Genomic DNA, 21564 nt, shown 5'->3' on the forward strand with positions numbered 1-21564 from the left:
CACACATGAACTAATAGCCAAAAGACACACTAGCAAGTAGCTCATTTGTGCTATTGAGGTGTTTGTAAGCGGTGACTTTAATGGTGTTGTCTTCCGTCGTTCAACGGTACGGAAGCCCTGATTTATCAATGACACTTTCAGAGGAAACAACGCCATGACTCAAGCAGTGAACCCACTACAGGCACATAATGCGCTTCCTGCCGGACCAGCACTTCGAGTGCTGAACGAGACCGAGTTGAGCCAGGTCGGCGGTGGTATTGAATTCAGCGCATTTGGTTACACCTTCGCAGGCGGAGAGTCGTTTGCGCCAGGTTTCAATTATGCATCCATCACCAACTCGCGGGGTATTCCGGTTTATTACACAACCTGGCAGAACTGACAGCGTTATCAATGCGCAACTTACAGAACCCGGACATTTTCCGGGTTTTATGCTGACGGCTTCTATTTCTGAAGTGTGAATTCGGCTTTGTCAAAAGACAGCCAGCAAGCATCATTGTCGGTCCACTTTGATTCACTGGTGCCCAACACACCTTTCACAAGAACCCTGTCGCCCTTCTTGAAGCTGCTTATTTTTTTCTTGTTGACCAACAGGTCATCGCGGGTCAAGCCCTGGCCCGTGCATTTGGGATTGGACGGATCGCTGAAGATGACCGCAATCTGATTCTGACCGACCGCCGTCCCTGTTTTAGTAATGCGCTGTACGACGCCAGGAATGATCAGTGTTTGAGCGTCCCATTTTTCTTTCGCGGTAACCTCATTGGTCTGCCAATCGCGCCATATTTCTGTCAAGGTTGTTTCTCTGGCCTCAGCCAGCCCTCTGAAATCCCCGCTCAGTACATCACCCGTTTGATCAAGAACGCCATTGGTCATTGACATGGCATGATCAAGACCCGCACACCCCGACAATGCCAGAATCAACGGAAACAAGGCTACACTTTTCATTCATACACTCCACTGACTGGCACACCAGGCACCTAACGCTGCCACTCATTATTTAAATAATTAACGTCGAATAACTTCGCACGCAACCGTAGTCACGGCGTAACAGAATATCAATAGCACAGATGCACTACGTCATCCCTGACTAACTGATTAACCCAGGCATTAATATGTGCCACTAGTACATACGCGTACGTGCCACTAGTACATGCGTGCTATTTCCATTCAACCTTCGCCTCTCAATACTCCCGTTGTTGGCACCCCGCCGAACGGAAACGCCTAAGCCCTCAGGGCTGGCAGCCACCCCTTGTGGTCTTTATGGAGTATCTGGAGTCGCTATGAACCCCTTATTCAAACTATCCCCGCTTGCTTTTGCGGTTACTCTTGCACTGCTTCCAGATGCTCAGGCAGCGGATTATGTTCTTACCAATGGTCAGGAAACCTTTAACAGCGACCGCGTCATTGATGGCTCGATCGAGGTGCGGTCAACTGACGGCAACTCTTCCAGCCTCACCATCAACAGTGGCGCAACCGTGACCAGCGAAGGCGGCAACATTGTTGGCCAAGCCAGCAGTACGGGCGTCAACCCGGCCCAGGCCAGCGTCATAGTCGAAGGGGCCGGTTCGCGCTGGGTAGTACCGCGTACCTCATTTGTACTGGGTAACACGATCGTTGTCGGTGGGGTCGGTCAAGGCGACCTGAACGTGCGCAACGGGGGTCAGGTGTCGGTGCGGGATCTGGATCTGGGTGAAGTCAACGGCTATCGCTCCAACGAATTTTCAAACGCGCAGTTGCTGGTCAGTGGCCAGAACTCCCTGGTCGACGCGGTCAATATCGAAGCCGGTGGGGTGTTTGTCTACAGGTCGAGCATAACGGCCAATGATGGCGGCAAGATCAACAGCCAGCAGGTAGACATCGACTCCGTCGTCAATCTTTCCGGCGCCGGAACCCGCTGGGACAACAGTGGCGCGTTCAGAAACAGAAACAACCTTACTCTCGATAACGGCGCAGTACTGACCACCGACTCGCTCTTACTGGGTTCGGCCATCATCGGCCGCAGCAATCAGGTGAGTATTTCCGGACAAGGCACCCGCCTGGCAGCGCAAAGCATGACGCTCGGCACCAGTGACTCTCGCACTTACCTGACGCTGTCCGACGGTGCCGAGCTGAGTTCTACCAACGGTATTCTCATCAGCACCATCAGCAGCATCAACAATCCGACACGCGGCACGCTTGCTGTGGGCGGTCCGGTCGTGACCGACCCCAACCGTACCGATATCGATTCGACGACTGCCGGAACAGCTCAGGCGGCCGGCCGACTGGACCCGCAAACCGCCATTAATTTCGGCACCGGCAACGGGGGGCATTTGGCGTTCAACCATACCGATACTGATCTGCAGGTTGCCAACACGCTGAACGGAACGGGCCGAGTGTATGCGTTCAACGGCAATACCACATTGAGCGGCGACCTTACCGGGCTGGCTGGCAGCGTCGTTGTGCGCGGCGGGCGACTGGTGCTGTCGGGGAACGTCGACCAGGTCAATCAGCGCGGCAATACAGCCACCACCCAAAGCCTTTCGCGGTTTAACGTAGGCAACGGCACCCTGGTGGTCAACGGTATTGCCGGGCGCACCGAGTTCGGGACGTATACCAACAGCGCACAGGTACTGGACGGCGGCGTTCTGGCCGGCGTCGGTCAGGTGGGTACGACGCAGGTAGCTTCCGGCGGTACTCTGTCGCCCGGAGAAAACGCCATAGGTGCGCTGGCCATACAAGGCGACCTCGACATGGCCGCAGGCTCACGTTACGCCGCGGACATCGCAGGCGACGGTAGAGCAGACAAGATCAACGTAAGCGGCACAGCCACACTGCGCGGTACGCAGGTCAACGTGACTGCGCTGGATCCTGCGCAGAGCTATCAGAGCGGCAGGACTTACACCCTGCTCTCTGCTCAGGGCGGTGTGGTCGACGGTGCCGCCGCAGGCACCGCCTATGCCCAGGCGCTGACCAACTCGGCGTTCCTGAATGTCGGACTGCAGCGTACCGCCAATGATCTGAACCTCACCATCGAGCAAAAAAGCGTAGAGCCGACACCTACGCCAACCCCGACTCCAACTCCAACACCGGAGCCAACTCCAACTCCTGAGCCGACACCAACACCAACACCAGAGCCTACACCTACGCCCACTCCAGAACCCGCACCAACACCAGGCATCTTTCAGACGGTCATGCTGACTCAAAACCAGTTCAATACCGCTGGCGCGCTGAGCGTACTCGAGCAAAGCGGTGAGCCGCTGCGCCTCTACAACAACCTGCTGGTTCTGGATGCCGAAAGCGCTCGCAACGCAGCCGATCAACTGTCTGGCGACTACCTCGGCAGTACCTCGACGGCCCTGATCGCCAATAGTCAGGTGGTATCGGGAGTGCTGGGCACTCGTATGCGTAATCTTCTGGATACGGGAACATTGCGCATGCCAGCCATGGCACTCAATCTGATGCCAAGCACACCGACCACGCAAAACGGTGCCTGGGTGCAGCCATTCGGCAACTGGACCAAGACAAGCGGCAATAACGGTGCCGGTGGTCTGCACCAAAGCACTGGCGGCCTGCTGTTCGGGGCCGATGGTAGCTTCACACCGGATTGGCGCGGTGGCGTCTACGCTGGCTACAGCCGTTCGAAGTTCGACGCCGATGACAGCGATGCTGACGGTCACAGCGACAACTATCATCTGGGCCTCTACACCGGTGGTCAGATCGATGCCCTGCGCCTCAGTGCTGACGTCGGTTACACCTGGCACAAGCTGGAAAGTGAGCGGAACGTGGCGTTTGCCGGATTCAGTGATCACTTGACCGGCAAACGCAATGCCCAGTCGCTGCAGGCAAGTGGTGAAGCGGCCTACCGCATACCGGTCGGCAGCATGGCTCTGGAGCCTTTCGCCGGTCTTTCCTACGTGCGCTACGACGCCAAAGACCTGCACGAAAAAGGCGGACCAGCCGCACTGGACGTGTCCAGCGATAAACAGGACACCTTCTTCTCGACACTGGGTCTGCGCGCGTCGTCGAGCATCAATGTGGCGAACGTCAATACGCAGGTTTACGGCTCAGTCGGCTGGCGACGTGCCTACGGTGACCTGGACCCGCGCAACGTCCAGTCTTTCGCTGGCGGGCCAAACTTCGAAGTGCAGGGCGTCGCTCAAACGCGCGACACCGCCTTGACTGAAGTGGGCGCGAAACTGCGCTTGAACAGGCAGACCGATCTGGACCTGTCCTACCAGGGGCAGTTCGGCACCGACACGCGCTTCCATTCGGTTAATGCAGGCGTGACGGTTCGTTTCTGACCGTAGTTGTAGCGCTCGGCGCTATACACAAGTCTGTTCTCGATTCTGGCCGCAGGCCGTGGGAGCAAGCTTGATCGCCAAGGGTCCAGTACAGCACCGAAAACGGGGCGTCTGGACCCTTTTTTGTTGAGCAGGCTCATCACGGACTTCAGGGTCGAACTCACTCTCGAATGAAGATAGATCGCACTTCTCGTTCAGCTGCCTGAAGAACCTTGAACGCAGCGTAGCGCCTGCGATGCTGGTCTGCGAGCGCTCCCTGTACCGGTGTAAATACGCGGTCCAGGCTCGCCATGCGTTCCATGACATCAAGCAGACGCAGACCCGCTTCAGCAGCAACGGAAATTCGGGCACCACGTGCAGACCGTCGGCCAGGCTCAGCGCCGCGCCGCGCCGCGCTGCCGAGGGAGCCGCCCCAGCCCGCATGGGCGTCGATCAGTGCGGTGCTCAACGGCTCCTGGCGAAAACGACGGATCAAGGAGGCGACGGCGTAGCTCATCCAGTCTCTCTCTGACGAACACGGCTACAGCACCAATCTGCAGGCCCGTGGCCTGCGACAGTCTCGTTCCGGCCTGGTCGGGCTGATGCTGCCGCGATCCGCAGTTGGAGCTTAGTACCGTGGAGTCGCTGCTGGCCTACTCCATCGACGAGCTACTCATCGTCGACGCTACCGATCCGGACAGCATCCACAGCGCCTGCGCGCGTGCCGGCGTGCGGCATCTCAATCTCGACCTGCCGGGTACCCTCGCGCCATCGATCACCAGTGACAACTACCCCGGCGCCTTCGAGCTGACGCAGGCAATCCTCAGCGAACTGGCGCCCATCAGCGACCTGTCATCGACGGATCTCTGCCTGTTCGGCGGCTACTCCGACTATGCCAGCCGGAAACGGATCGGCGGATTTCTGGCCGCCAAGCGAGCGCATTTCGGCGAAGCTACCAGCGACGACGTCTTCAGCGAGGTGCCCTATGTTCAAAGCGGTCTCGACTGAAAATTTATCCTTGAACAAAAAAAGCGTCCCTGGGGACGCCTTTTCTGTTGAGCTCAATCTTCAAGTCGGGCTGATACCTGGCTCAAGCTTGCTCGTCTTGTTTGTCATCGTCGTCGTGCTTGAGTGCTGGCTTCATGCCTGGCTGAGGCGCGTGTTCAGCGTTGGGCGCGATTTCTTCGCCGTGGTTCTTTTTCTCTTGCTGAACTTTTTTGTCGTGGGCGACGTTACGTGGGTCGGTCATGGGAATTCCTTGATTGGGCAGAGGATTCAAGCACCCATCGACGTGATACGTTGGCTTTGAGCGCCGGGGCAAGATTTGGAGTCAGACTGGGCGGAGGCGTTCAGTGTATTTCGACCGGCGAGCACGCGACCACTCACGCTCATCTCTGATGAATGGAGGCAAGGACGACCGACCCCGGTCAACTAACGCTTTTGGCCGTTTGTTCAATACCGGAGTACTAACGCGAGGGCCAGTTGACCCGGTGTGCTGTCGGCGGAACACAAAACGTTCGCATTTATCCATCCTGCCAAGGTCAGATCCAGAGGATCCGTGCAAGCCCCTTCCCAATCCGTTCGGGTTCCATGCCTAAAGGACAATGTCATGGCGTCAATCGATAGCAAGGCCACCATCAACTACACCGTGCGAACAGGCCCGGGGACAGTGCAGGTCGACCCTTCCACGGGTAGCGATTCAAACTGGAGCATCATCCTTCAGCCTGACGGCAAAATCCTTGTCGGTGGCGAAAGCTTCCAGACTGCCATTGGCTATCCTGGCTCGCCGGGCGATGAAAGCTATGGTACGCGCGGCAGCTACACGGCGGTGCGCCTCAACGCTGACGGCAGCCTGGACAACAGCTTCGGCCAAGAGGGAATTGCCCTCGTGCCCGGCAACCTGGACCCGGAAGATTATGCTTACTACGTAATGGCGGTGCAGGCCGACGGTAAAGTGCTATCAGCACAGCCAGGGCTTGGCGGTTTGAAGGTAGAACGTTTCAACGTGGATGGCACTCTGGACACCACATTCGGCAATGGCGGTGCCGCGGGCCTTGATGTACCGATCGGCGCTGATGGAATGGCTATTTACGCCACAGCAGATGGCTCGGTGTACGTCAGCCTTCGAGGCACGTCCCAAGCGATCGTATTCAAGCTGGACAGCACCGGGGCGCCGGTCGAGGATTTCGGTGCCAACGGCGCACTTCTCCTCAACCCGACCGGGCAATACGGCACCGGCAATATCGCCACGGTCGTGCAGCCCGACGGCAGCGTATTGCTCGGCAGTTGGCTGTACGTGGGTGCCGACGGCCCCCACGACCCGGGCGATCCGGTTTATGCCGTTCAGCGACTTGCAGCCGACGGCAACCTGGATACCGCGTTTGGCGTGGACGGCGTGGTGTATTTCGATACCGCGCTGGGGCTGGACTACCGCGCTGCGATAACCGTGCAAGCCGATGGCAAGATCATTGTGGCCGGCGAGAGTAACGACAATAACGCCTTCAACGTACTGCGGCTAAATGCGGATGGCTCGTTCGACACCTCCTTTAGTGACGATGGCAAGCTGACGATCCAGGTACCCCAAGGCGCGTCGAACTATGCCCACTCGGCAATCGTTCAGCCCGATGGCAAAATCCTTATCGCCGGCGACGTGATCACCCGTCTGAACGCCGATGGCAGCCTGGACACCACCTTCGGCAGCCAGGACGGCCAATACCACGTGGACGGATCCAGCCAGGCCAACCACCTGATTGGCAACGACACGGCCGAGATTATCCGTGGCCTGGGCGGAGACGATGTGCTGCAAGGCGCGGGTGGCCGTGACGTGCTGGCAGGCGGGATGGGCGCAGATATTTTCCGCTTCACCCAGATCAGCGACAGCTACCGTACCGCTACCGAAACAGGCAGCGACCGGATTCTGGACTTCGACGCCTCTCAGGACCGTGTCGATCTGATTGCGTTGGGCTTTACCGGCATAGGCGATGGCCAGAATGGCACGCTCGCCGTCCAGGCCAACGCCGAGGGTACTCGCACATACCTGAAAAGCTTCGATGCCGACGCCAACGGACAGCGCTTCGAACTGGCGTTCGAAGGCAACCTGACGGGGCAGTTGAACAGCACCAACCTGGTGTTCACGGCCCCCACCGTCGAAGGAACGGCTGGCAAGGACGTAATCACGGGGAGCGCAATGTCGGAAGTCATTTATGGCCTGGCCGGCAACGACCGTATCGACGGCGGCAGAGGCTCGGATGTGATCATCGGAGGCGCGGGCGCCGACTTGCTGATCGGCGGCGACGACCCGAACCTTTCGGTCTATGGCCGTAATGGCATCAATGACGCTGACGTGTTCCGCTACACGGCAGCCACTGACAGCTACCGCACGGACAGCCAGAGCTTCGTGGACCTTATTGCCCGGTTCGCAGACAACAATGACAAGATCGATGTGTCGGCGCTGGGTTACACAGGGTTCGGCGACGGTACCGGCACTACGCTGAAGATGGCCTATAACGTGGATCTGGACCGCACCTACCTCAAGGATGTGGAACCTGACGCTGAGGGCCATCGGTTTGAGATTGCCCTCACCGGCGACTGGACCCAGGATCTGGGCAACAACGATATGATCTTTGCGCCAGCCGCGGAAGTGTCGCTGGTGGGTGTGGCTAGCGCGGCCACCCAATCAACAGACATGGTGTAAACCAGGCATAACTACTGCGGGATCGTGGGAAGCCGGGGGTCTCCTTGAGACGTTTGTGCGTAGCCAGACAGCTTATAAACAGTCTTACAGGTGGGGGCAGACGTACGAAGTACTGATCGCTTAATGAGTGTTGTAGCTATAAACCCCAAACAAAAAAGGCGTTGAACCGCCCCGGGTTTCTCGGAGACCCTTTTGTTTGAGTCATGCCACCTGGGCAGACTCGGTGAGTTGCTGATAATAGATTGCTTCTGCTTCGACCGGTGGAATATGACCGATTGGCTCCAGCAGGCGGCGGTGATTGAACCAGTCCACCCATTTCAGGGTTTCCAGCTCCACCGCCCCCCGTGTGGGCCAAGAGCGTCGATGAATCACTTCAGCCTTGTAAAGACCATTGATGGTCTCAGCCAAAGCATTGTCGTAAGAGTCACCGACACTCCCGACCGATGGCTCAATACCGGCTTCGACAAGACGCTCGGTATAGCGAATGGACACGTACTGCACGCCACGGTCACTGTGGTGAATGAGTCCACCCTGCTTGACTGGGCGACGGGCGTAAAGGGCTTGCTCCAGTGCATCGAGTACAAAATCGGTACGCGCTGAACTGGACACCTTCCAACCGACGATGAATCGGGCAAAGACATCAATGATGAAGGCCACGTAAACAAAACCCTGCCAGGTACTGACGTAGGTAAAGTCCGATACCCATAGGGCGTTCGGGCACTCAGCCACAAACTGACGGTTGACATGATCCTGCGGGCACGGCCTGGCTTGGTCGCTGACCGTCGTCTTGACGGGCTTGCCGCGTACCACGCCTTGCAGGCCCAGCTCTCCCATCAGACGTTGCACCGTACAGCGGGCGACTTGCAGTCCGTCACGCAGCAATTGTCGCCAGACCTTGCGCACGCCATATACCTGGAAGTGCTCATCCCAGACTCGCTGGATGTGCTCACCCAGTTCCTGGTCACGCTGCGCACGCGCTGACTGCTGGCTGGGGTCAGCCTGCTGAGCAGCGTACCGGTAGTACGTCGACGGGGCGATTGGCAACACCTTGCAAATCGGCTCGACCCCGTAAGACTGGCGGTTTTCATCAATAAACGTCTTCATCGTTTGAATGGGCGGTCGAGCTCCGCCTGGGCAAAATAGGCTGAGGCCTTACGCAAGATCTCGTTAGCTTGACGCAACTGACGGTTCTCACGCTCCAAGAGCTTGACTCGCTCACGTTCGACTGTGCTCAGCCCATCACGCTGGCCGCTGTTGCGCTCAGATTGGCGAACCCACAGCCGTAATGTCTCGGGCGTGCAGCCGATCTTGGGGGCAATGGCACTGATGGTGGCCCACTGCGACTCGTACTCAGGAAGGTGTTCGAAAACCATCCTGATGGCCCGCTCACGGACCTCTGGGGAATACTTCGGTAGTTTTTTCATCGCTCCATCCTCTCAAAGGTTGGAGTCTCCGAGAAACCCGGGGCGGTTCAGCGTCCCGAAGGACGCCTTTTCTGTTGAGCTCAAAACAACTGTTTTTGAGCTCTGATCTTCAACCCTGATACAGCTGGGCGAAAATGGTCGGGGTAAGGGGATTCGAACTCCTGACATCCTGCTCCCAAAGCAGGCGCGCTACCGGACTGCGCTATACCCCGATGATGCTAAAAAACACCTCCGAGGAGGCGTTTTCTATTTGGGTGACGCTTGTGGCGTCACTCCCTAAGATCCAGCCAGATACAAACCTTCTGTACGTAGCTGTCACACGAGCCATGAAGATTCTGGCCGTGAACTCGCTGGTGATCGACATCATGCAGCGCTTTAAGGACATGCTGCAGCGCTCAAGACCTTGATCAGCTGCCCCTTGCCATGACCAATATGCGTACCTTAAGGAAGGTTCTCACGCGCCAGCCGACGCATCAGGCGATGCGAGACAGATCAGTGGCTGCCACATAACTGGCGACCGGTTTAATTCAAGACGGGATCCCCGGAAGGATACTGTCTATCAACCATGCACAACTTCTACATGCACTTGATAATGCTCCTCAACATATTTCAAGTCATGAGCGACGCTGCCTCGATCGCCACAGAATACAAAGGCCCCCAGACAATCCTTGTGACAGAAAAATTCACCTGAAGCGATATCGCCTACCTGCGCAATTTTCTTCATCTTCAGTGTTTGCAGGGTTTCCATACTCGGCAGTGAAACCCGAGTGACGTAAAGCATTTCTTTGGCGAGGTGTTTTTTAGGGAACGTCATATAGCCAAACGCCTCGCCCTTACGGTCAACGTGCAAGGCATCGACAAGCCCTAACTGGACGGCAAGATGAATGAAACGCAGGTCTATCCCATAAGCGATTTTTATCATATCGACAGTGGAAGCCCCACCGGGCCGATAGGCAATCTCAAGTAATTCAAATCCGTCGCCCGCATCACCAAACGCTTCAATATGGTAAACACCATCAGCCCCCTCAAAAGCGAACAATACTCGCTCGATGAATGGACGCCAGAGAGTGTGTAGATCGTCGTCAGCAAGTGAAAAATATCCCAGTGGACATTCGGCCAGATAATCGATGGGTTTACCTAGGTACTCACCTGCACACAGGAACGCCAGCTGCCCTTTTAGAACCACCGCATCAATTTGATAAAGGGGTTGTGAGTTGTAAGTTTCAATAAGATACTGGTGCTCGTTCATATCCTGATAGTCATCACTTTCGGTGGCATATGCCTCAGAAAGTTGCTGGACCTCAGTAATGATTCTGACCCCTACAGCGCCCGCCAGAGACCGAGGCTTCAAAATAACCGGAAACGTCACCGCTCCATGCGTAATGTCATCAAGCGACAGTTCTTTTGCTGTCGGGATATTGAACGTTTGGGCAATGTGTTTCATTCGCTTTTTGTCACGGAACCGTGTCGCCACGTCAAACGTCAATCCAGGCAGCTGCCAACAGTCGTTGGCCCATGCAGCAATGTATACCGCAAACTCGTCATTCGGAATGACGGCGGTGACGGAATATTTCGTTGCAATCTGACCGAATACCTTTTCGACCTCGGTGTGCACGGCAAAGTCTCGGATCACAAAGTGTCCATCGCGATTCAGCTCTTCTCCCGCCTGCCCCAGAAGATCCTCCAGAAGGTAGATGAACGTCCAGGCAGCGATCGGATAGATACTCCTGATTCGGGAGACCACCTCGCTTACATCCAGTTCGGAAGATACGATCAGAATAGTGTTTGGCTTATTTTTGTCCATGACCTGACAGCTCTTTTAAATGTATTTGTCATTAATTGTGCAAAGGGGAATGTCACTCCTCAAACGGAGGGCTGTTTTTTTTTCGCGGCGACCTGTACCGAGTAATGTTCGCTCAGGTAGTACACATCCCGTGAGACAAGGTCACGGTCTCCACAAAATACGAAGGATCCCAGAGAATCCTTGTAACAGTAGAATTCACCTGATGCGATGTCACCTAGAGCCGGCACTACGTGGGTTCTCAAGGTCGGCATGCTTTCGAGGGGGGGCAAGGAAATCTGAGTGACGTAAAGCGCTTCAGTAGAAAGATGCTTTTTTGGAAAAGTCATATAGCCAAATGCCTCTTCCTGACGTTGCGAATCGACATAATCGACGAGCCCAAGTTGCGCCGCTAAGTGAATGCACTTCAAATTCAGCCCATGCACCATCTCAATCATTTCTACAATCGCTGCTCCGCCAGGACGATAAGCAATTTCCAATAACTCTAAGCCGAAGCCGGCATCGGCAAAGGCTTCAATGTGATAAACCCCCTCAGGGGCTTCAAAAGCTTTAATCACGGATTCAGCAAAGGGTCGCCACGTATCTGCGACGGCCTGATCAGGTACAGACAATACTCCGACCGGCTTTTCTTGCAAAAAGTCAATAGGCTTACCCAAGTACTGACCGACTGAAATAAAAGATAGATGGCCCTTAAGAACAATGCAGTCAATATGATAAATCGTATTAGGGTTGTACTGTTCAATCATGTACTGTCGCTCATCCATATCTCGGTAAGCCGCTCCCCAGTCGACATCCATTTCCGTCAGTTGTTTTGCTTCAGTAATGATTCTGACGCCCATTGAACCTGCCAGAGAGCGCGGTTTAACGACCACAGGAAATTCAACATGCCCGCCCTCGATATCGGACAAGGTGATTTCCCGCGCAGTCCTGATACCGGCGTGTTGAGCGATTTCCTTCATTGCTTTTTTGTCACGAAAAGATTTGGCTTTTTCACGGGTTATACCGGGAAGATCCCAGCGGTCATTGGCCAATGCAGCAATGTAAACAGAAAATTCATCGCTGGGGACAACCTGAGAGATAACGTGCTGCTGGGCAATCACTTCCAGCACCGCCATCACCCCGGCTGTGTCGGCGAAGTCGCGCACGATAAAGTGTTCAGGGCACTTCAGCTCATCGTTGGCCACTCCCAGAAAATCCTCCAACAGGAAGATAAAATCCCACGTGGCAGACGGGTACATGGTTTTGACGTCGCGTACCGTTTTCGCGGCATCCAGTTCGGAAGAAACCACCAGTATTTTTTTTGTAGGGCGCATGTCGAGTTCCTATCGTCTGTGTCCGATTGAAAATGTCTTTGTCAGTGGCAGGGCCTTCAGGCCCTGCACACGCTTAGGCAAGGCCCTCAAATATAACGGTGCAGTCCTCCCCGTCGCTTAACATCCAAAGTGGCACAATGGAACGAGCCGCCGAAGGATTGGAAGTGCTTGAAAGGGCAAAGAATGGTTTCAAAGCCCCATTTGCGGAAAGCGGAGATGAGCGCCTCTTCATCTTTCTCGACCACGACAGTCCGCTCGTCAAGCATCAGGACATTCGTGTGAATCCACTTCGACGTAATGAACAAAGGATGGTCATCCGGGAGGTTGGAGGGGGGCGGATTGAGAATTTCCCAGTCCTTGAAAATATCAGGAATCTGTGGCACCCAATCTTTATTGATGAGTACGCGGCCCGGTGCTAACGGCAATATCGTTGTATCAATGTGCATGGGGCCCGGCTCTTCAAACTCATAGATGTGCACGCGGTAGTCCGGACCCAAGGTTCTACGCAACCATTCAATGCCTTTATTATTCGTCACATGGCTGCGCTGCCCGATGATATCCCGGCCCATTTTCATAAAATCGGCGGCGTCAAACAGCGGCTCCGCCTCCGTGATAATAGAACGAAACGGAAGTTCTTGTTCGAAATCATAATTCGGTTGCCAGACATCGTCCTTCAGCATGGGCTTGGGGGCCGCGATCCACTCGGCGCCCTGACTGAAATAGTCGTTCAACAGGTCGCGGAACGCGAAGGTCTCGAAGTAACGGCTTCGCCAAGCCATGGGTACCTCAATGATTTTTTTGCCGATCGCGAAAAGACAATCTCTGGGCATGGCGGAGTAAAAGGTTCCGCCCGTTGTAAAGTGCGGCGTCATTATGGGTTGGTGGTGATTTGACTCATTGGGCCTTTTTACGCGAACGCCTTCAGTTTCCAATATTCGCGCCAATGTGTTGACTTCTTGCCTGGCTTTAACAAGCAACTCCTCTGGGAAGCGACGCCCGGAGTATGTCATAAAAAAATCACTGGATTCTTTCGGGATAATTGCTTTTAGGCCGAGGTCCCAATCCGGGACACGAATATCATCCATGATTCCAACGATAACCTCCTCCAACGGGTCCCATTCTGTATAAACTTCAACTGGACTTTGGGTCGTTGTGAAGTAAGCGGGTTCTGCTTTTTGATATGACATGGTTGACCTTATTTTTCTATCGATTTAAACGCCGCCATATTGACTGAAGGGGCGCATTTAAACGTATGATTTTCACAGCCAAGCGCTGCATCCTGAGATTCGCGTTATCCAGGCACTCATAGCGTCAGCAGGTATATAATTACACCATAACACCTCCAGGTTGTTTCATTAAACGCCTTGAGGAAGGTCTGAAGCAGGTATCAACTTTTGATAACTTTTTAGCCTGAGTTTCAAAAAATCCCGTCCTATCAGACCATCAGACTTTTCCCGCGTTTAATTCATTAAGTTTTGTCGATTAGCACAGTCCCAAGACGTGTTCCACACTTAGGTGCAACTTTCCTATCCCCGGCAGGCGCTTTCGCCCGCCCCCCAACTATTCGCCAGGGTAAAGAGCGCGGCCTGTTGCCCGGTGTTTTTAGAGCGCCGGCGAAACCGCACTTTCGTATATCCAAAATGGCGCTTGATCACGCGGAACGGATGTTCGACCTTTTGCGCGCACTGGGCTTTCGCGTACTCGATTTTGCAATGCACTCGAACGATCCAACTAGTCTCATCAAGCTTTTTGCAGCTGCTCGGACGTACAACAATCGACCAGATAATCTGACAATTCTGATGCTTGTCCACGCCGGTGCAACCCACATTACCGCTGATCCCGCCTGCTTAAACATGTTTTATGCGCAGAACGGCCATCTACGGAAGAGCCGGACGAACCCCTTCGCATTTTGGATAATAAGGCTTTGTCAGAAAACGCTCTTTATAGGCTTGCCTACATTTACCAGCGTACTCGGCGTCAGCGAAGGTCATCTGCTCCATCGGGTGTCCCTGCGGTTGAGATCAAACACTCTGCCAAACCTAGAGCTTATGCATCGAAATGTCCTTAAATCAGATAAGTGGTCAAAAAGTCGTTATCGGTTCCATGTCATCAACGTTATTTGTGAGTGGCCATCAGTAGTGCGTGCCGTCTTCAAGACGGCGCACGGCGGATGAAAAAAATCCCATCAGGCAAATCAGTCCGCCTAACACGCCGGTAAAGACAAAAAGCCATCGCACGCCGATAAGCTCACCTAGTGGAGTTGTCAGCGCCAAACCTAGTGGAGCGGCTAGCCCCATGACCATATTCAGCAACGAAAGCCCACGCCCTTGCAGGTGATTGGGGATGGTGCCTTGAAGCAATGCAGTCATTGGGGCATCCCCTAGAATGAAGGACATGCCACTAATCAGCCAACACACTGCGGCGATGTTGAAGCGGTCGGCAGGCATCAGACCTGTTAATGCTAGCGCGAAACATGAGGTAGCGAAGCCCCAGAGGATCCATGTGACTTGCTGGCGAGTCGCAAATAGCGCCACAACTACGGCCCCTATCAGCATGCCAGCGCCTGCCATTGCATCGATAAACGCAACGTGCGGCGCACCACCGCCGAAGTGCTCTTTGACCAACAATGGCACCAATGTGAACGAAGGCGTAATCATCAGTACCACGCCCCCCATCAACGCATAGAGGTGGCGCAAGCCAGGGTGACTCCAGATCAAATGCAAGCCATCGCGAAACTCACTCCTTAGCGTTGATAGACCCGTGTGGTTGCTATTGAATGCCTGGGGAATACGGTAGCGCAACAACGGCAAGCAGCCCAATAGTGCTGTAACCACATCGATGGACAGTGCCCATCCCAGCGGGATCATGCTGATAGCGAGCGCGCCTAGCGGTGCGGCAGCAACCAGAGTTATCCCCTGCATGGCCTGACTCAGGCCCGCTGCACGGGGTAAAAAACTGCGTGGCACAAGCATAGCCACGCTGGCCGATGCGGCCGGCGTCTGGAACGCTTGCATCGCGCTGCGTACGAACATCATCCAGTAAACGTGCCACAGTTCAACACGCTCGGTAAGAAACAGTACAATCAATATCGACATGCACAGCGCGCTGATCATATCAGTGGCAATCATCAACACGCGGCGACTGTAGCGGTCAGCAAATATGCCTCCCAGAGGGCTGATCAGCGCCTGTGGCAAGAGCGCTACGACCCCAGCGGTTGCCAGCGCTGCCAGGCTACCCGTTGTGTCTGTAATCCACCAAAGGAGAACGAACTGGGTCAGCCCGGAGCCGATCAGGGAAAGAGTCTGACCGGTGAAAATCATCCAGAAACGCACCTGCCAATTGCTCTCAAGATCGCTGTTGTCTGAGTTGGAAAGGGAATGGCCATCAGCGGTATCGATGATTTCCGGACGGTTCGATAAAGCCATAAAATACGTTTCCACCGGGTAATTTCTTAATGCGCAATAAAGGGAGCGGTGATCTGGGCGCTTTAAGTGTTACGTTCGTGGTGCGCTTGTGCTGATGGGTTCCGTTATTCCCCCATATCTCGAAAAATACAGGCCATGGTGGAGTTGTTAGCGCCGGAATGAGCCCAATGCAAAGGCGCTATTCCCGTCAATAATGATGGCGTTTGGTACTCATCGCGCGCGACTGAAGCTTTCTGATGGGCAAAGTGGATCAGTAGGATACGACAGTTGCTTCGCCTGTTGCCGCTGACCGAAAACTGACCCAGTAGAGGCTGTTCTGCCGACTGAAAACTGACCCAGGTGCTCAACTGCTTCTGCTCACTTTTTGAGCAGGAGAACACAGGGTGATCAGCATGGAAATGTTGGGAAAAATCCGGCGGATGTACTTCCGCGACAAGCTCTCGCTGCATCAGATAGCCAAGCGTACCGGGCTGTCGAGAAACACCATCCGAAAATGGGTCAGAGCGCCCGAAGCCAATCAACCAGCGTACCAACGGTGCGCATCCTTCAATAAGCTCAACCCTTTTCACGAGACCTTAGAGCAGGCGCTCAAGGCTGATTCGTTCCGGCCAAAACACAACCGTAGGAGCGCCAAGGCACTTTTTGAGCAGATCAAGGCCGAGGGTTATGACGGCGGTTACAGCCAGCTCACGGCGTTTGTCCGCTCTTGGCGGTGCGAGCAAGGCAAGTCTGTACGCGCTTTTGTACCGCTGACTTTTGCCCTCGGTGAGGCCTTTCAGTTTGACTGGAGCGAAGAAGGCCTGCTGATCGGTGGCCTGTTTCGACGTATCCAGGTCTCCCATATGAAGCTGTGCGCAAGTCGCGCGTTCTGGTTGGTTGCGTACCCCAGTCAAGGCCACGAGATGCTGTTTGATGCCCATACACGTTCGTTTGGAGCGTTGGGTGGCGTGCCACGTCGCGGCATCTACGACAACATGAAAACGGCTGTCGACAAGGTTAACAAAGGCAAAGGCCGCACGGTCAATGCCCGGTTTTCCGTGATGTGCGCGCACTATCTGTTCGATCCGGACTTCTGCAACGTGGCCTCTGGCTGGGAGAAAGGCATCGTCGAAAAGAACGTGCAAGACAGCCGGAGGCGAATCTGGCTCGATGCTCAAAATTGCATGTTCCATACCTTCGAGGAGCTGAACGTCTGGCTCGGCCAACGCTGTCGTACGCTCTGGGCTGAACTTGTACATCCGCAGTACAACGGTTTGACGGTGGCAGAAGTCCTGGAGCTGGAGCAGGCTGAAATGATGCCAATGCCGACGGCCTTTGATGGCTACGTGGAACGCACCGTCCGTGTCTCTAGCACCTGCCTGATCAGCGTGGCGCGCAATCGTTATTCGGTGCCTTGCGAGCGTGTGGGTCAATGGGTCAGCAGCCGTTTGTACCCTTCGCGAATCGTGGTCATTGCCGACGAAACGGTGATCGCCAGTCACGAGCGCCTCTTTGATCGAGATCAGATCGGTTTTGACTGGCAGCACTACATCCCACTCATCGAACGCAAGCCTGGTGCACTGCGCAATGGCGCTCCATTTGCTGATCTGCCAAAACCGTTACAGCTTCTTAAACGCGGACTGAGGCGTCACACCAACGGTGATCGAATCATGATGCAGGCACTGGCTGCTGTGCCCATCGCCGGTCTCGAACCAGTGCTGGTGGCGGTGGAGCTGGTACTTGAATCGGGAAGTCTGAGCGCCGATCACATCCTCAATGTCGTTGCCCGCCTGACCTCCACCGCACCACCTCCCTGTGTAGAAACCAGCCTGCAACTCAAAGTGGCGCCGGTTGCCAATACAGCACGCTACGACCGGCTCCGTACGACCGATGAGGAGAATCGCAATGCGTGACCTAATGACTGAACTCAAAGAACTGCGCCTGCACGGCATGGCCAGTGCTTGGGAAGAACTGGTCTCTCAAGGAACAGCGTCGACGGCTTCATCGAAATGGCTGCTGGAACATCTGCTTCAGCAGGAACATGCGGATCGCGCGGTGCGCTCGGTGAATCATCAGATGAACATGGCAAAACTCCCCATGCACCGTGACTTAGCTGGCTTTGACTTCAGCGCTTCCAGCGCTGATGCCCGGCTGGTCAGCGATCTATCCAGCTTGGCGTTCACTGAAACCGCGCAGAATGTCGTGTTCATCGGCGGCCCTGGCACCGGGAAAACACACCTGGCCAGTGCCTTGGCTGTATCCGGAATCACGGCCTACAACAAACGCGTGCGCTTCTTTTCCACGGTGGATCTGGTGAATCTGCTGGAGCGTGAGAAGTACGATGGCAAGGCAGGGCGAATCGCCCAGGCACTGCTGCGCACAGACCTGGTGATACTGGATGAACTCGGATATTTGCCCTTCAGCCAAAGCGGTGGCGCCCTGTTATTTCACCTGCTGTCCAAACTGTACGAACACACCAGCGTGGTCATCACCACCAACCTGAGCTTCTCGGAATGGTCGAGTGTGTTTGGCGACGCCAAGATGACCACCGCGTTGCTGGATCGGCTGACACACCACTGCCACATCGTCGAAACGGGCAACGAGTCCTACCGCCTACAACACAGCACATTGGCTGCCCAGACAAAGATCAAAACACGCGAACGAAAGCGAAAGGACGGAAATGATATCGAGGACGATGAGCCATTTTGATCCGCACCATAAATGCCCTGCTGCATGCGGTGGGGCTTGATGCGTCTTCAATCGGAACACTGCTGCTAAGCTTATCCACAATTGCTGGGGCAAAAATCAGCAATCCGTCCTGGGTCAATTTTCAATCGGCAGGGTGGGTCAGTTTTCAATCAGCGCCAACACCGACAGGTTCAGGTAAGTCAGCCACGGCCAACAATTTGCTGATGCAGTTAATCGCCATTTACAGGCCGCGCCTGTTCATCATTGAAGCCGGTAATAGTTTCGGCCTACTGGGAGATTTTGCCCAAAAGCTTGGGCTGACGGTCAACCGGCTCAAGTTGGCGCCAGGGTCGGGCGTGAGTCTGGCCCCCTTCACTGATGCCATTCGCCTGGTGTCAACACCTGACAAAGTCACGATCTTGGATGCCGATGACATTGAAGGATCCGATGAGCATCTGCAAACAATGCCTGAACAGGGCGAAGAGGAGCGTGATGTTTTGGGCGAAATGGAGATCGTGGCCAGGCTCATGATCACCGGCGGCGAAGAGAGAGAAGAGGCTCGACTCACTCGCGCAGACCGCAGCGCCATTAGGCACTGCATTCTGACGGCAGCCAGAACATGCTTTGACGCTGAACGAGCAGTCAAGACGGAGGATGTGCGTGATGCGCTGAGTGACGCTGGCAAGGACACCACCCTTCCGGAAAAGCGCCGAGAACGCATGTTCGAGATGGCTGAAGCCATGGACATGTTCTGCATGGGGGCTGACGGTGAGATGTTCAACCGGGAGGGTACGCCTTGGCCTGAAGCCGACATCACAATCCTGGACTTGGCCACCTACGCCCGCGAGGGGTATAACGCCCAACTGTCGGTCGCCTACATCTCGCTGATCAACACCGTGAACAACATTGCAGAACGGGACCAATTCAAGGGGCGTCCGATCGTCAACTTCACTGACGAGGGTCACATCATTACGAAAAACCCCCTTCTCTCGCCCTACGTCATCAAGATCACCAAGATGTGGCGAAAACTCGGTGCCTGGTTCTGGCTTGCCACTCAGAACATCGACGACCTTCCGTCAGCAGCAGCACCGATGCTTAACATGATCGAGTGGTGGATCTGCCTGAACATGCCACCGGATGAAGTGGAGAAAATCACCACGTTCCGTAAGCTGACGCCCGCGCAAAAGTCACTGATGCTGTCAGCCCGTAAAGAAAGCGGAAAATATACTGAAGGGGTTGTGCTTTCCAAATCTATGGAGGTTTTGTTTCGAGCCGTGCCCCCAAGCCTGCTCCTGGCATTGGCCATGACTGAGCCGGAGGAAAAAAAACAGCGGTACGATCTAATGCAGTCGTTAGGGGTAGACGAGCTGGGAGCCGCAATGGCGATCGCACACGACCTCGACCGCATTCGCGGGATTGAACCGACAACCATTACATTCCCCTCTTCACCCTTGGAGAACCTGGCATGAGAGCCATGGATGCCCTGACTCAAAATCTGATCGACAGCCTGACTCAACTGCTCAAAAACCCACAGGAAGATGCTCTGCTGGCCTTGAAAATTTGCGCACCGGTCCTGATCGAACACCTGGAAGTCGTGAAACATGTAGCGGTTGATCGTCGAGAGATCCAGTCCCAACTGCACAAAGCGCTGGACCAGTGGCTTGAGCATCACCCACAGCCTGAAAGCGCGCAGAAGGCTCTTCTGACGTTGCTGGATCAGGAGTTGCTGGCCAAACAATTTCTCGATAAAGAGGCCTCCGCATGAAGCGCCCCACACATCGCCAGATGCTGTACGGCATCGGTGCGGTCGCCTTGGCAATCCTGGCTTTTCTGCTGACAGAACTGAGGCAGAACACGCTTGGAGTCACAGGTGGCACCCAGGCGTCAGCAGAGAGTCAACAGAGGCCAAGTGGCGGATGGATTTACGGCAGCCGTGGTGCCCGTTTCACCATTGTCGAATATGCAGATCTGGAATGCCCGTACTGCAAGGATTACTTCCCACAGCTCAAAGCATGGGTTGATCAGCATCCAGACGTGAATCTTCAGTGGCACCATTTGCCCCTGCCGATGCATGAGCCTGCAGCCAGCTATGAAGCTCGCTGGGCTGAGTGCGCAGGGATCGAGCGAGGCAATGACGTGTTCTGGCTCGCCGTCGAGCTCATTTATCAACGTACTCGGTCAAACGGTGCTGGAACTGATGGCAACCCGCAGATCCCGGGGCTTGAGGATCGCCAGCACTTCATCGATAACTGCGCGTCGAGCAACCCGACTGCCCGACAGGCTGTTGTTAGCCAGGCACACAAGGCCAGCCTAGGCGGCATCACCGCCACACCGACGTTGGTCATCAAGGACAAGCACTCCGGGCGCTCGATCAAACTGCAGGGAGCACCTGACGGTAACGTGCTGCTTTCCGCAATCGACTGGCTGGCCGAGAATCCTTAACCTGCTGAACCTTGAAGTCGGCAAGGTCCAGGAACTTCGTTGGCATTAATAACGTTTCTTTCTGATCAGTCCATAAAGCGTAACAAAAAGCTCTTTAAAGAGATTATACGTTGGCAGGAGCATGCTCTTCAGACCATCAGTCGAAACCTTCACCGCAAACATCAGAAAGGCGCCACACCCCACGAACGCAACGTAAAAGAGGAAGACGACATTAACTACCATGTTAGCAGCATCATCAACTGATACCTGGTCGCTGCCCCAACTTTGACAGTCCTTAATTTCTTTAGGGCTCGTACCTTGGAAATCTGGCGCGTCAAGGCATTTTTTGAAGCTCAAATATCCATCTGCTGAGTCTTTGTGCTTCTGCCCTTCAATCCAGCCATACACCGCAAGGGGGATAGTTTTGATGCCATGGTTGTTATCCGGCACAAAGCTGTAAATCGTTGCGGCGAGTACCAAGCAGATGATTGGATAAGTAACAAGCAGAGAGACAATAAAAGTTAAAAACTTGTCTAAAATTTGAACTTTAATCATTTTAAGTA

At 54.9% G+C, this 21564-nt stretch carries 18 protein-coding genes, 1 tRNA gene, 2 pseudogenes and 1 other annotated feature; of the genes and pseudogenes, 10 read left to right on the plus strand and 11 right to left on the minus strand.

The window, feature by feature from the left end; genetic code table 11:
• Positions 1 to 154: 154 nt before the first annotated feature.
• A complete protein-coding gene (locus AC4ANK_RS25085) occupies positions 155 to 379 on the plus strand; it encodes a hypothetical protein (RefSeq protein ID WP_031596269.1) in 225 nt (74 codons plus the stop codon).
• Between the two features lie 62 nt (positions 380 to 441).
• Here the strand turns inward: AC4ANK_RS25085 and AC4ANK_RS25090 are convergent, their stop codons facing one another.
• Positions 442 to 942 carry a hypothetical protein gene (locus AC4ANK_RS25090; protein ID WP_010216932.1) on the minus strand — a complete coding sequence of 167 codons (501 nt, stop codon included), beginning with the start codon at positions 940 to 942 and terminating at the stop codon, positions 442 to 444.
• Between the two features lie 335 nt (positions 943 to 1277).
• Between AC4ANK_RS25090 and AC4ANK_RS25095 the strand changes: the two genes are divergently transcribed.
• Entirely contained in the window at positions 1278 to 4277 is a 3000-nt protein-coding gene (locus AC4ANK_RS25095) for an autotransporter family protein (RefSeq protein ID WP_080900733.1), read from the plus strand.
• A gap of 160 nt (positions 4278 to 4437) precedes the next feature.
• Here AC4ANK_RS25095 and AC4ANK_RS25100 read toward each other — a convergent pair whose 3' ends face one another.
• Positions 4438 to 4773, minus strand: coding sequence for a hypothetical protein (locus AC4ANK_RS25100; protein WP_057425097.1), 336 nt, complete (start codon positions 4771 to 4773; stop codon positions 4438 to 4440).
• A gap of 119 nt (positions 4774 to 4892) precedes the next feature.
• Here AC4ANK_RS25100 and AC4ANK_RS25105 point away from each other — a divergent pair, with 119 nt between their 5' ends.
• Positions 4893 to 5264: a type 1 periplasmic-binding domain-containing protein gene (locus AC4ANK_RS25105; RefSeq protein WP_005732297.1), complete on the plus strand. Its 372-nt coding sequence runs from the start codon at positions 4893 to 4895 to the stop codon at positions 5262 to 5264.
• An 82-nt stretch (positions 5265 to 5346) separates the two neighbouring features.
• On the opposite strand, the gene AC4ANK_RS25110 is transcribed toward AC4ANK_RS25105, so the two are convergent.
• Positions 5347 to 5505, minus strand: a complete 159-nt coding sequence (locus tag AC4ANK_RS25110; protein WP_005732296.1) for a hypothetical protein — start codon at positions 5503 to 5505, stop codon at positions 5347 to 5349.
• Positions 5506 to 5865: 360 nt separating this feature from the next.
• Here AC4ANK_RS25110 and AC4ANK_RS25115 point away from each other — a divergent pair, with 360 nt between their 5' ends.
• Positions 5866 to 7950: a calcium-binding protein gene (locus tag AC4ANK_RS25115; RefSeq protein ID WP_031596265.1), complete on the plus strand. Its 2085-nt coding sequence runs from the start codon at positions 5866 to 5868 to the stop codon at positions 7948 to 7950.
• A 201-nt stretch (positions 7951 to 8151) separates the two neighbouring features.
• Here the strand turns inward: AC4ANK_RS25115 and AC4ANK_RS25120 are convergent.
• Positions 8152 to 9374, minus strand: a protein-coding gene (locus AC4ANK_RS25120) for an IS3-like element IS51 family transposase (RefSeq protein WP_095178853.1) whose coding sequence is annotated in 2 segments (ribosomal slippage) — positions 8152 to 9089 and positions 9089 to 9374 — 1224 coding nt in all. Because the reading frame shifts where the segments join, the coding sequence is not laid out codon by codon here.
• Positions 8980 to 9096 (minus strand) — a sequence feature (AL1L pseudoknot). Its footprint overlaps the gene before it by 117 nt.
• Before the next feature lie 135 nt (positions 9375 to 9509).
• Positions 9510 to 9586, minus strand: a tRNA-Pro gene (locus AC4ANK_RS25125).
• Between AC4ANK_RS25125 and AC4ANK_RS25130 the strand changes: the two genes are divergently transcribed.
• Positions 9587 to 9781, plus strand: coding sequence for a hypothetical protein (locus AC4ANK_RS25130; protein ID WP_032712858.1), 195 nt, complete (start codon positions 9587 to 9589; stop codon positions 9779 to 9781). It abuts the tRNA gene before it with no gap.
• Positions 9782 to 9933: 152 nt separating this feature from the next.
• Here the strand turns inward: AC4ANK_RS25130 and AC4ANK_RS25135 are convergent, their stop codons facing one another.
• The 5 genes and pseudogenes from AC4ANK_RS25135 to AC4ANK_RS25155 all read right to left on the minus strand — a co-directional run bounded on the left by AC4ANK_RS25135 (position 9934) and on the right by AC4ANK_RS25155 (position 15913).
• Positions 9934 to 11178, minus strand: coding sequence for an ATP-grasp domain-containing protein (locus AC4ANK_RS25135; RefSeq protein ID WP_002553186.1), 1245 nt, complete (start codon positions 11176 to 11178; stop codon positions 9934 to 9936).
• Positions 11179 to 11237: 59 nt separating this feature from the next.
• Positions 11238 to 12488: an ATP-grasp domain-containing protein gene (locus AC4ANK_RS25140; protein ID WP_032074522.1), complete on the minus strand. Its 1251-nt coding sequence runs from the start codon at positions 12486 to 12488 to the stop codon at positions 11238 to 11240.
• 86 nt (positions 12489 to 12574) lie between these two features.
• Complete coding sequence (locus AC4ANK_RS25145) at positions 12575 to 13675, minus strand: amidinotransferase (RefSeq protein ID WP_002553184.1); 1101 nt, start codon at positions 13673 to 13675, stop codon at positions 12575 to 12577.
• 339 nt (positions 13676 to 14014) lie between these two features.
• Positions 14015 to 14488: pseudogene (locus tag AC4ANK_RS25150) on the minus strand (hypothetical protein).
• Between the two features lie 132 nt (positions 14489 to 14620).
• Positions 14621 to 15913 carry an MFS transporter gene (locus AC4ANK_RS25155; protein WP_057446706.1) on the minus strand — a complete coding sequence of 431 codons (1293 nt, stop codon included), beginning with the start codon at positions 15911 to 15913 and terminating at the stop codon, positions 14621 to 14623.
• A 392-nt stretch (positions 15914 to 16305) separates the two neighbouring features.
• Between AC4ANK_RS25155 and istA the strand changes: the two genes are divergently transcribed.
• From istA to AC4ANK_RS25180, 5 genes and pseudogenes are all read left to right on the plus strand, one after another.
• Positions 16306 to 17805: an IS21-like element ISPsy20 family transposase gene (gene istA, locus AC4ANK_RS25160; protein WP_460383596.1), complete on the plus strand. Its 1500-nt coding sequence runs from the start codon at positions 16306 to 16308 to the stop codon at positions 17803 to 17805.
• Positions 17798 to 18601 carry an IS21-like element ISPsy20 family helper ATPase IstB gene (gene istB / locus AC4ANK_RS25165; RefSeq protein ID WP_031598096.1) on the plus strand — a complete coding sequence of 268 codons (804 nt, stop codon included), beginning with the start codon at positions 17798 to 17800 and terminating at the stop codon, positions 18599 to 18601. The genes istA and istB overlap by 8 nt, the downstream gene beginning before the upstream one ends.
• A gap of 161 nt (positions 18602 to 18762) precedes the next feature.
• Positions 18763 to 20049, plus strand: a pseudogene (locus AC4ANK_RS25170) (conjugative transfer ATPase); the annotation flags it as partial.
• On the plus strand, positions 20046 to 20345 hold the full coding sequence (locus tag AC4ANK_RS25175) for a hypothetical protein (RefSeq protein ID WP_002552015.1): 300 nt from the start codon (positions 20046 to 20048) through the stop codon (positions 20343 to 20345). The pseudogene AC4ANK_RS25170 and the gene AC4ANK_RS25175, both read left to right, overlap by 4 nt.
• Complete coding sequence (locus AC4ANK_RS25180) at positions 20342 to 21022, plus strand: DsbA family protein (protein WP_002552014.1); 681 nt, start codon at positions 20342 to 20344, stop codon at positions 21020 to 21022. The genes AC4ANK_RS25175 and AC4ANK_RS25180 overlap by 4 nt, the downstream gene beginning before the upstream one ends.
• A 45-nt stretch (positions 21023 to 21067) precedes the next feature.
• On the opposite strand, the gene AC4ANK_RS25185 is transcribed toward AC4ANK_RS25180, so the two are convergent.
• Complete coding sequence (locus tag AC4ANK_RS25185; RefSeq protein WP_057446518.1) at positions 21068 to 21556, minus strand: hypothetical protein; 489 nt, start codon at positions 21554 to 21556, stop codon at positions 21068 to 21070.
• Between the last annotated feature and the right edge of the window lie 8 nt (positions 21557 to 21564).

The sequence above is a fragment of the Pseudomonas sp. Pmew2 genome, from assembly GCF_058129885.1.

Excerpts from the sequence above, each read along its gene's own strand:
- AC4ANK_RS25130 (WP_032712858.1), top strand. The coding sequence starts at position 9,587 with ATGATGCTAAAAAACACCTCCGAGGAGGCGTTTTCTATTTGGGTGACG.
- AC4ANK_RS25095 (WP_080900733.1), top strand. The coding sequence starts at position 1,278 with ATGAACCCCTTATTCAAACTATCCCCGCTTGCTTTTGCGGTTACTCTT.
- AC4ANK_RS25090 (WP_010216932.1), bottom strand. The coding sequence starts at position 942 with ATGAAAAGTGTAGCCTTGTTTCCGTTGATTCTGGCATTGTCGGGGTGT.
- AC4ANK_RS25140 (WP_032074522.1), bottom strand. The coding sequence starts at position 12,488 with ATGCGCCCTACAAAAAAAATACTGGTGGTTTCTTCCGAACTGGATGCC.
- AC4ANK_RS25175 (WP_002552015.1), top strand. The coding sequence starts at position 20,046 with ATGAGAGCCATGGATGCCCTGACTCAAAATCTGATCGACAGCCTGACT.
- istA (WP_460383596.1), top strand. The coding sequence starts at position 16,306 with ATGGAAATGTTGGGAAAAATCCGGCGGATGTACTTCCGCGACAAGCTC.
- AC4ANK_RS25135 (WP_002553186.1), bottom strand. The coding sequence starts at position 11,178 with ATGGACAAAAATAAGCCAAACACTATTCTGATCGTATCTTCCGAACTG.
- AC4ANK_RS25110 (WP_005732296.1), bottom strand. The coding sequence starts at position 5,505 with ATGACCGACCCACGTAACGTCGCCCACGACAAAAAAGTTCAGCAAGAG.
- AC4ANK_RS25145 (WP_002553184.1), bottom strand. The coding sequence starts at position 13,675 with ATGTCATATCAAAAAGCAGAACCCGCTTACTTCACAACGACCCAAAGT.
- AC4ANK_RS25155 (WP_057446706.1), bottom strand. The coding sequence starts at position 15,913 with ATGGCTTTATCGAACCGTCCGGAAATCATCGATACCGCTGATGGCCAT.
- istB (WP_031598096.1), top strand. The coding sequence starts at position 17,798 with ATGCGTGACCTAATGACTGAACTCAAAGAACTGCGCCTGCACGGCATG.
- AC4ANK_RS25180 (WP_002552014.1), top strand. The coding sequence starts at position 20,342 with ATGAAGCGCCCCACACATCGCCAGATGCTGTACGGCATCGGTGCGGTC.
- AC4ANK_RS25185 (WP_057446518.1), bottom strand. The coding sequence starts at position 21,556 with ATGATTAAAGTTCAAATTTTAGACAAGTTTTTAACTTTTATTGTCTCT.
- AC4ANK_RS25085 (WP_031596269.1), top strand. The coding sequence starts at position 155 with ATGACTCAAGCAGTGAACCCACTACAGGCACATAATGCGCTTCCTGCC.
- AC4ANK_RS25115 (WP_031596265.1), top strand. The coding sequence starts at position 5,866 with ATGGCGTCAATCGATAGCAAGGCCACCATCAACTACACCGTGCGAACA.
- AC4ANK_RS25100 (WP_057425097.1), bottom strand. The coding sequence starts at position 4,773 with ATGAGCTACGCCGTCGCCTCCTTGATCCGTCGTTTTCGCCAGGAGCCG.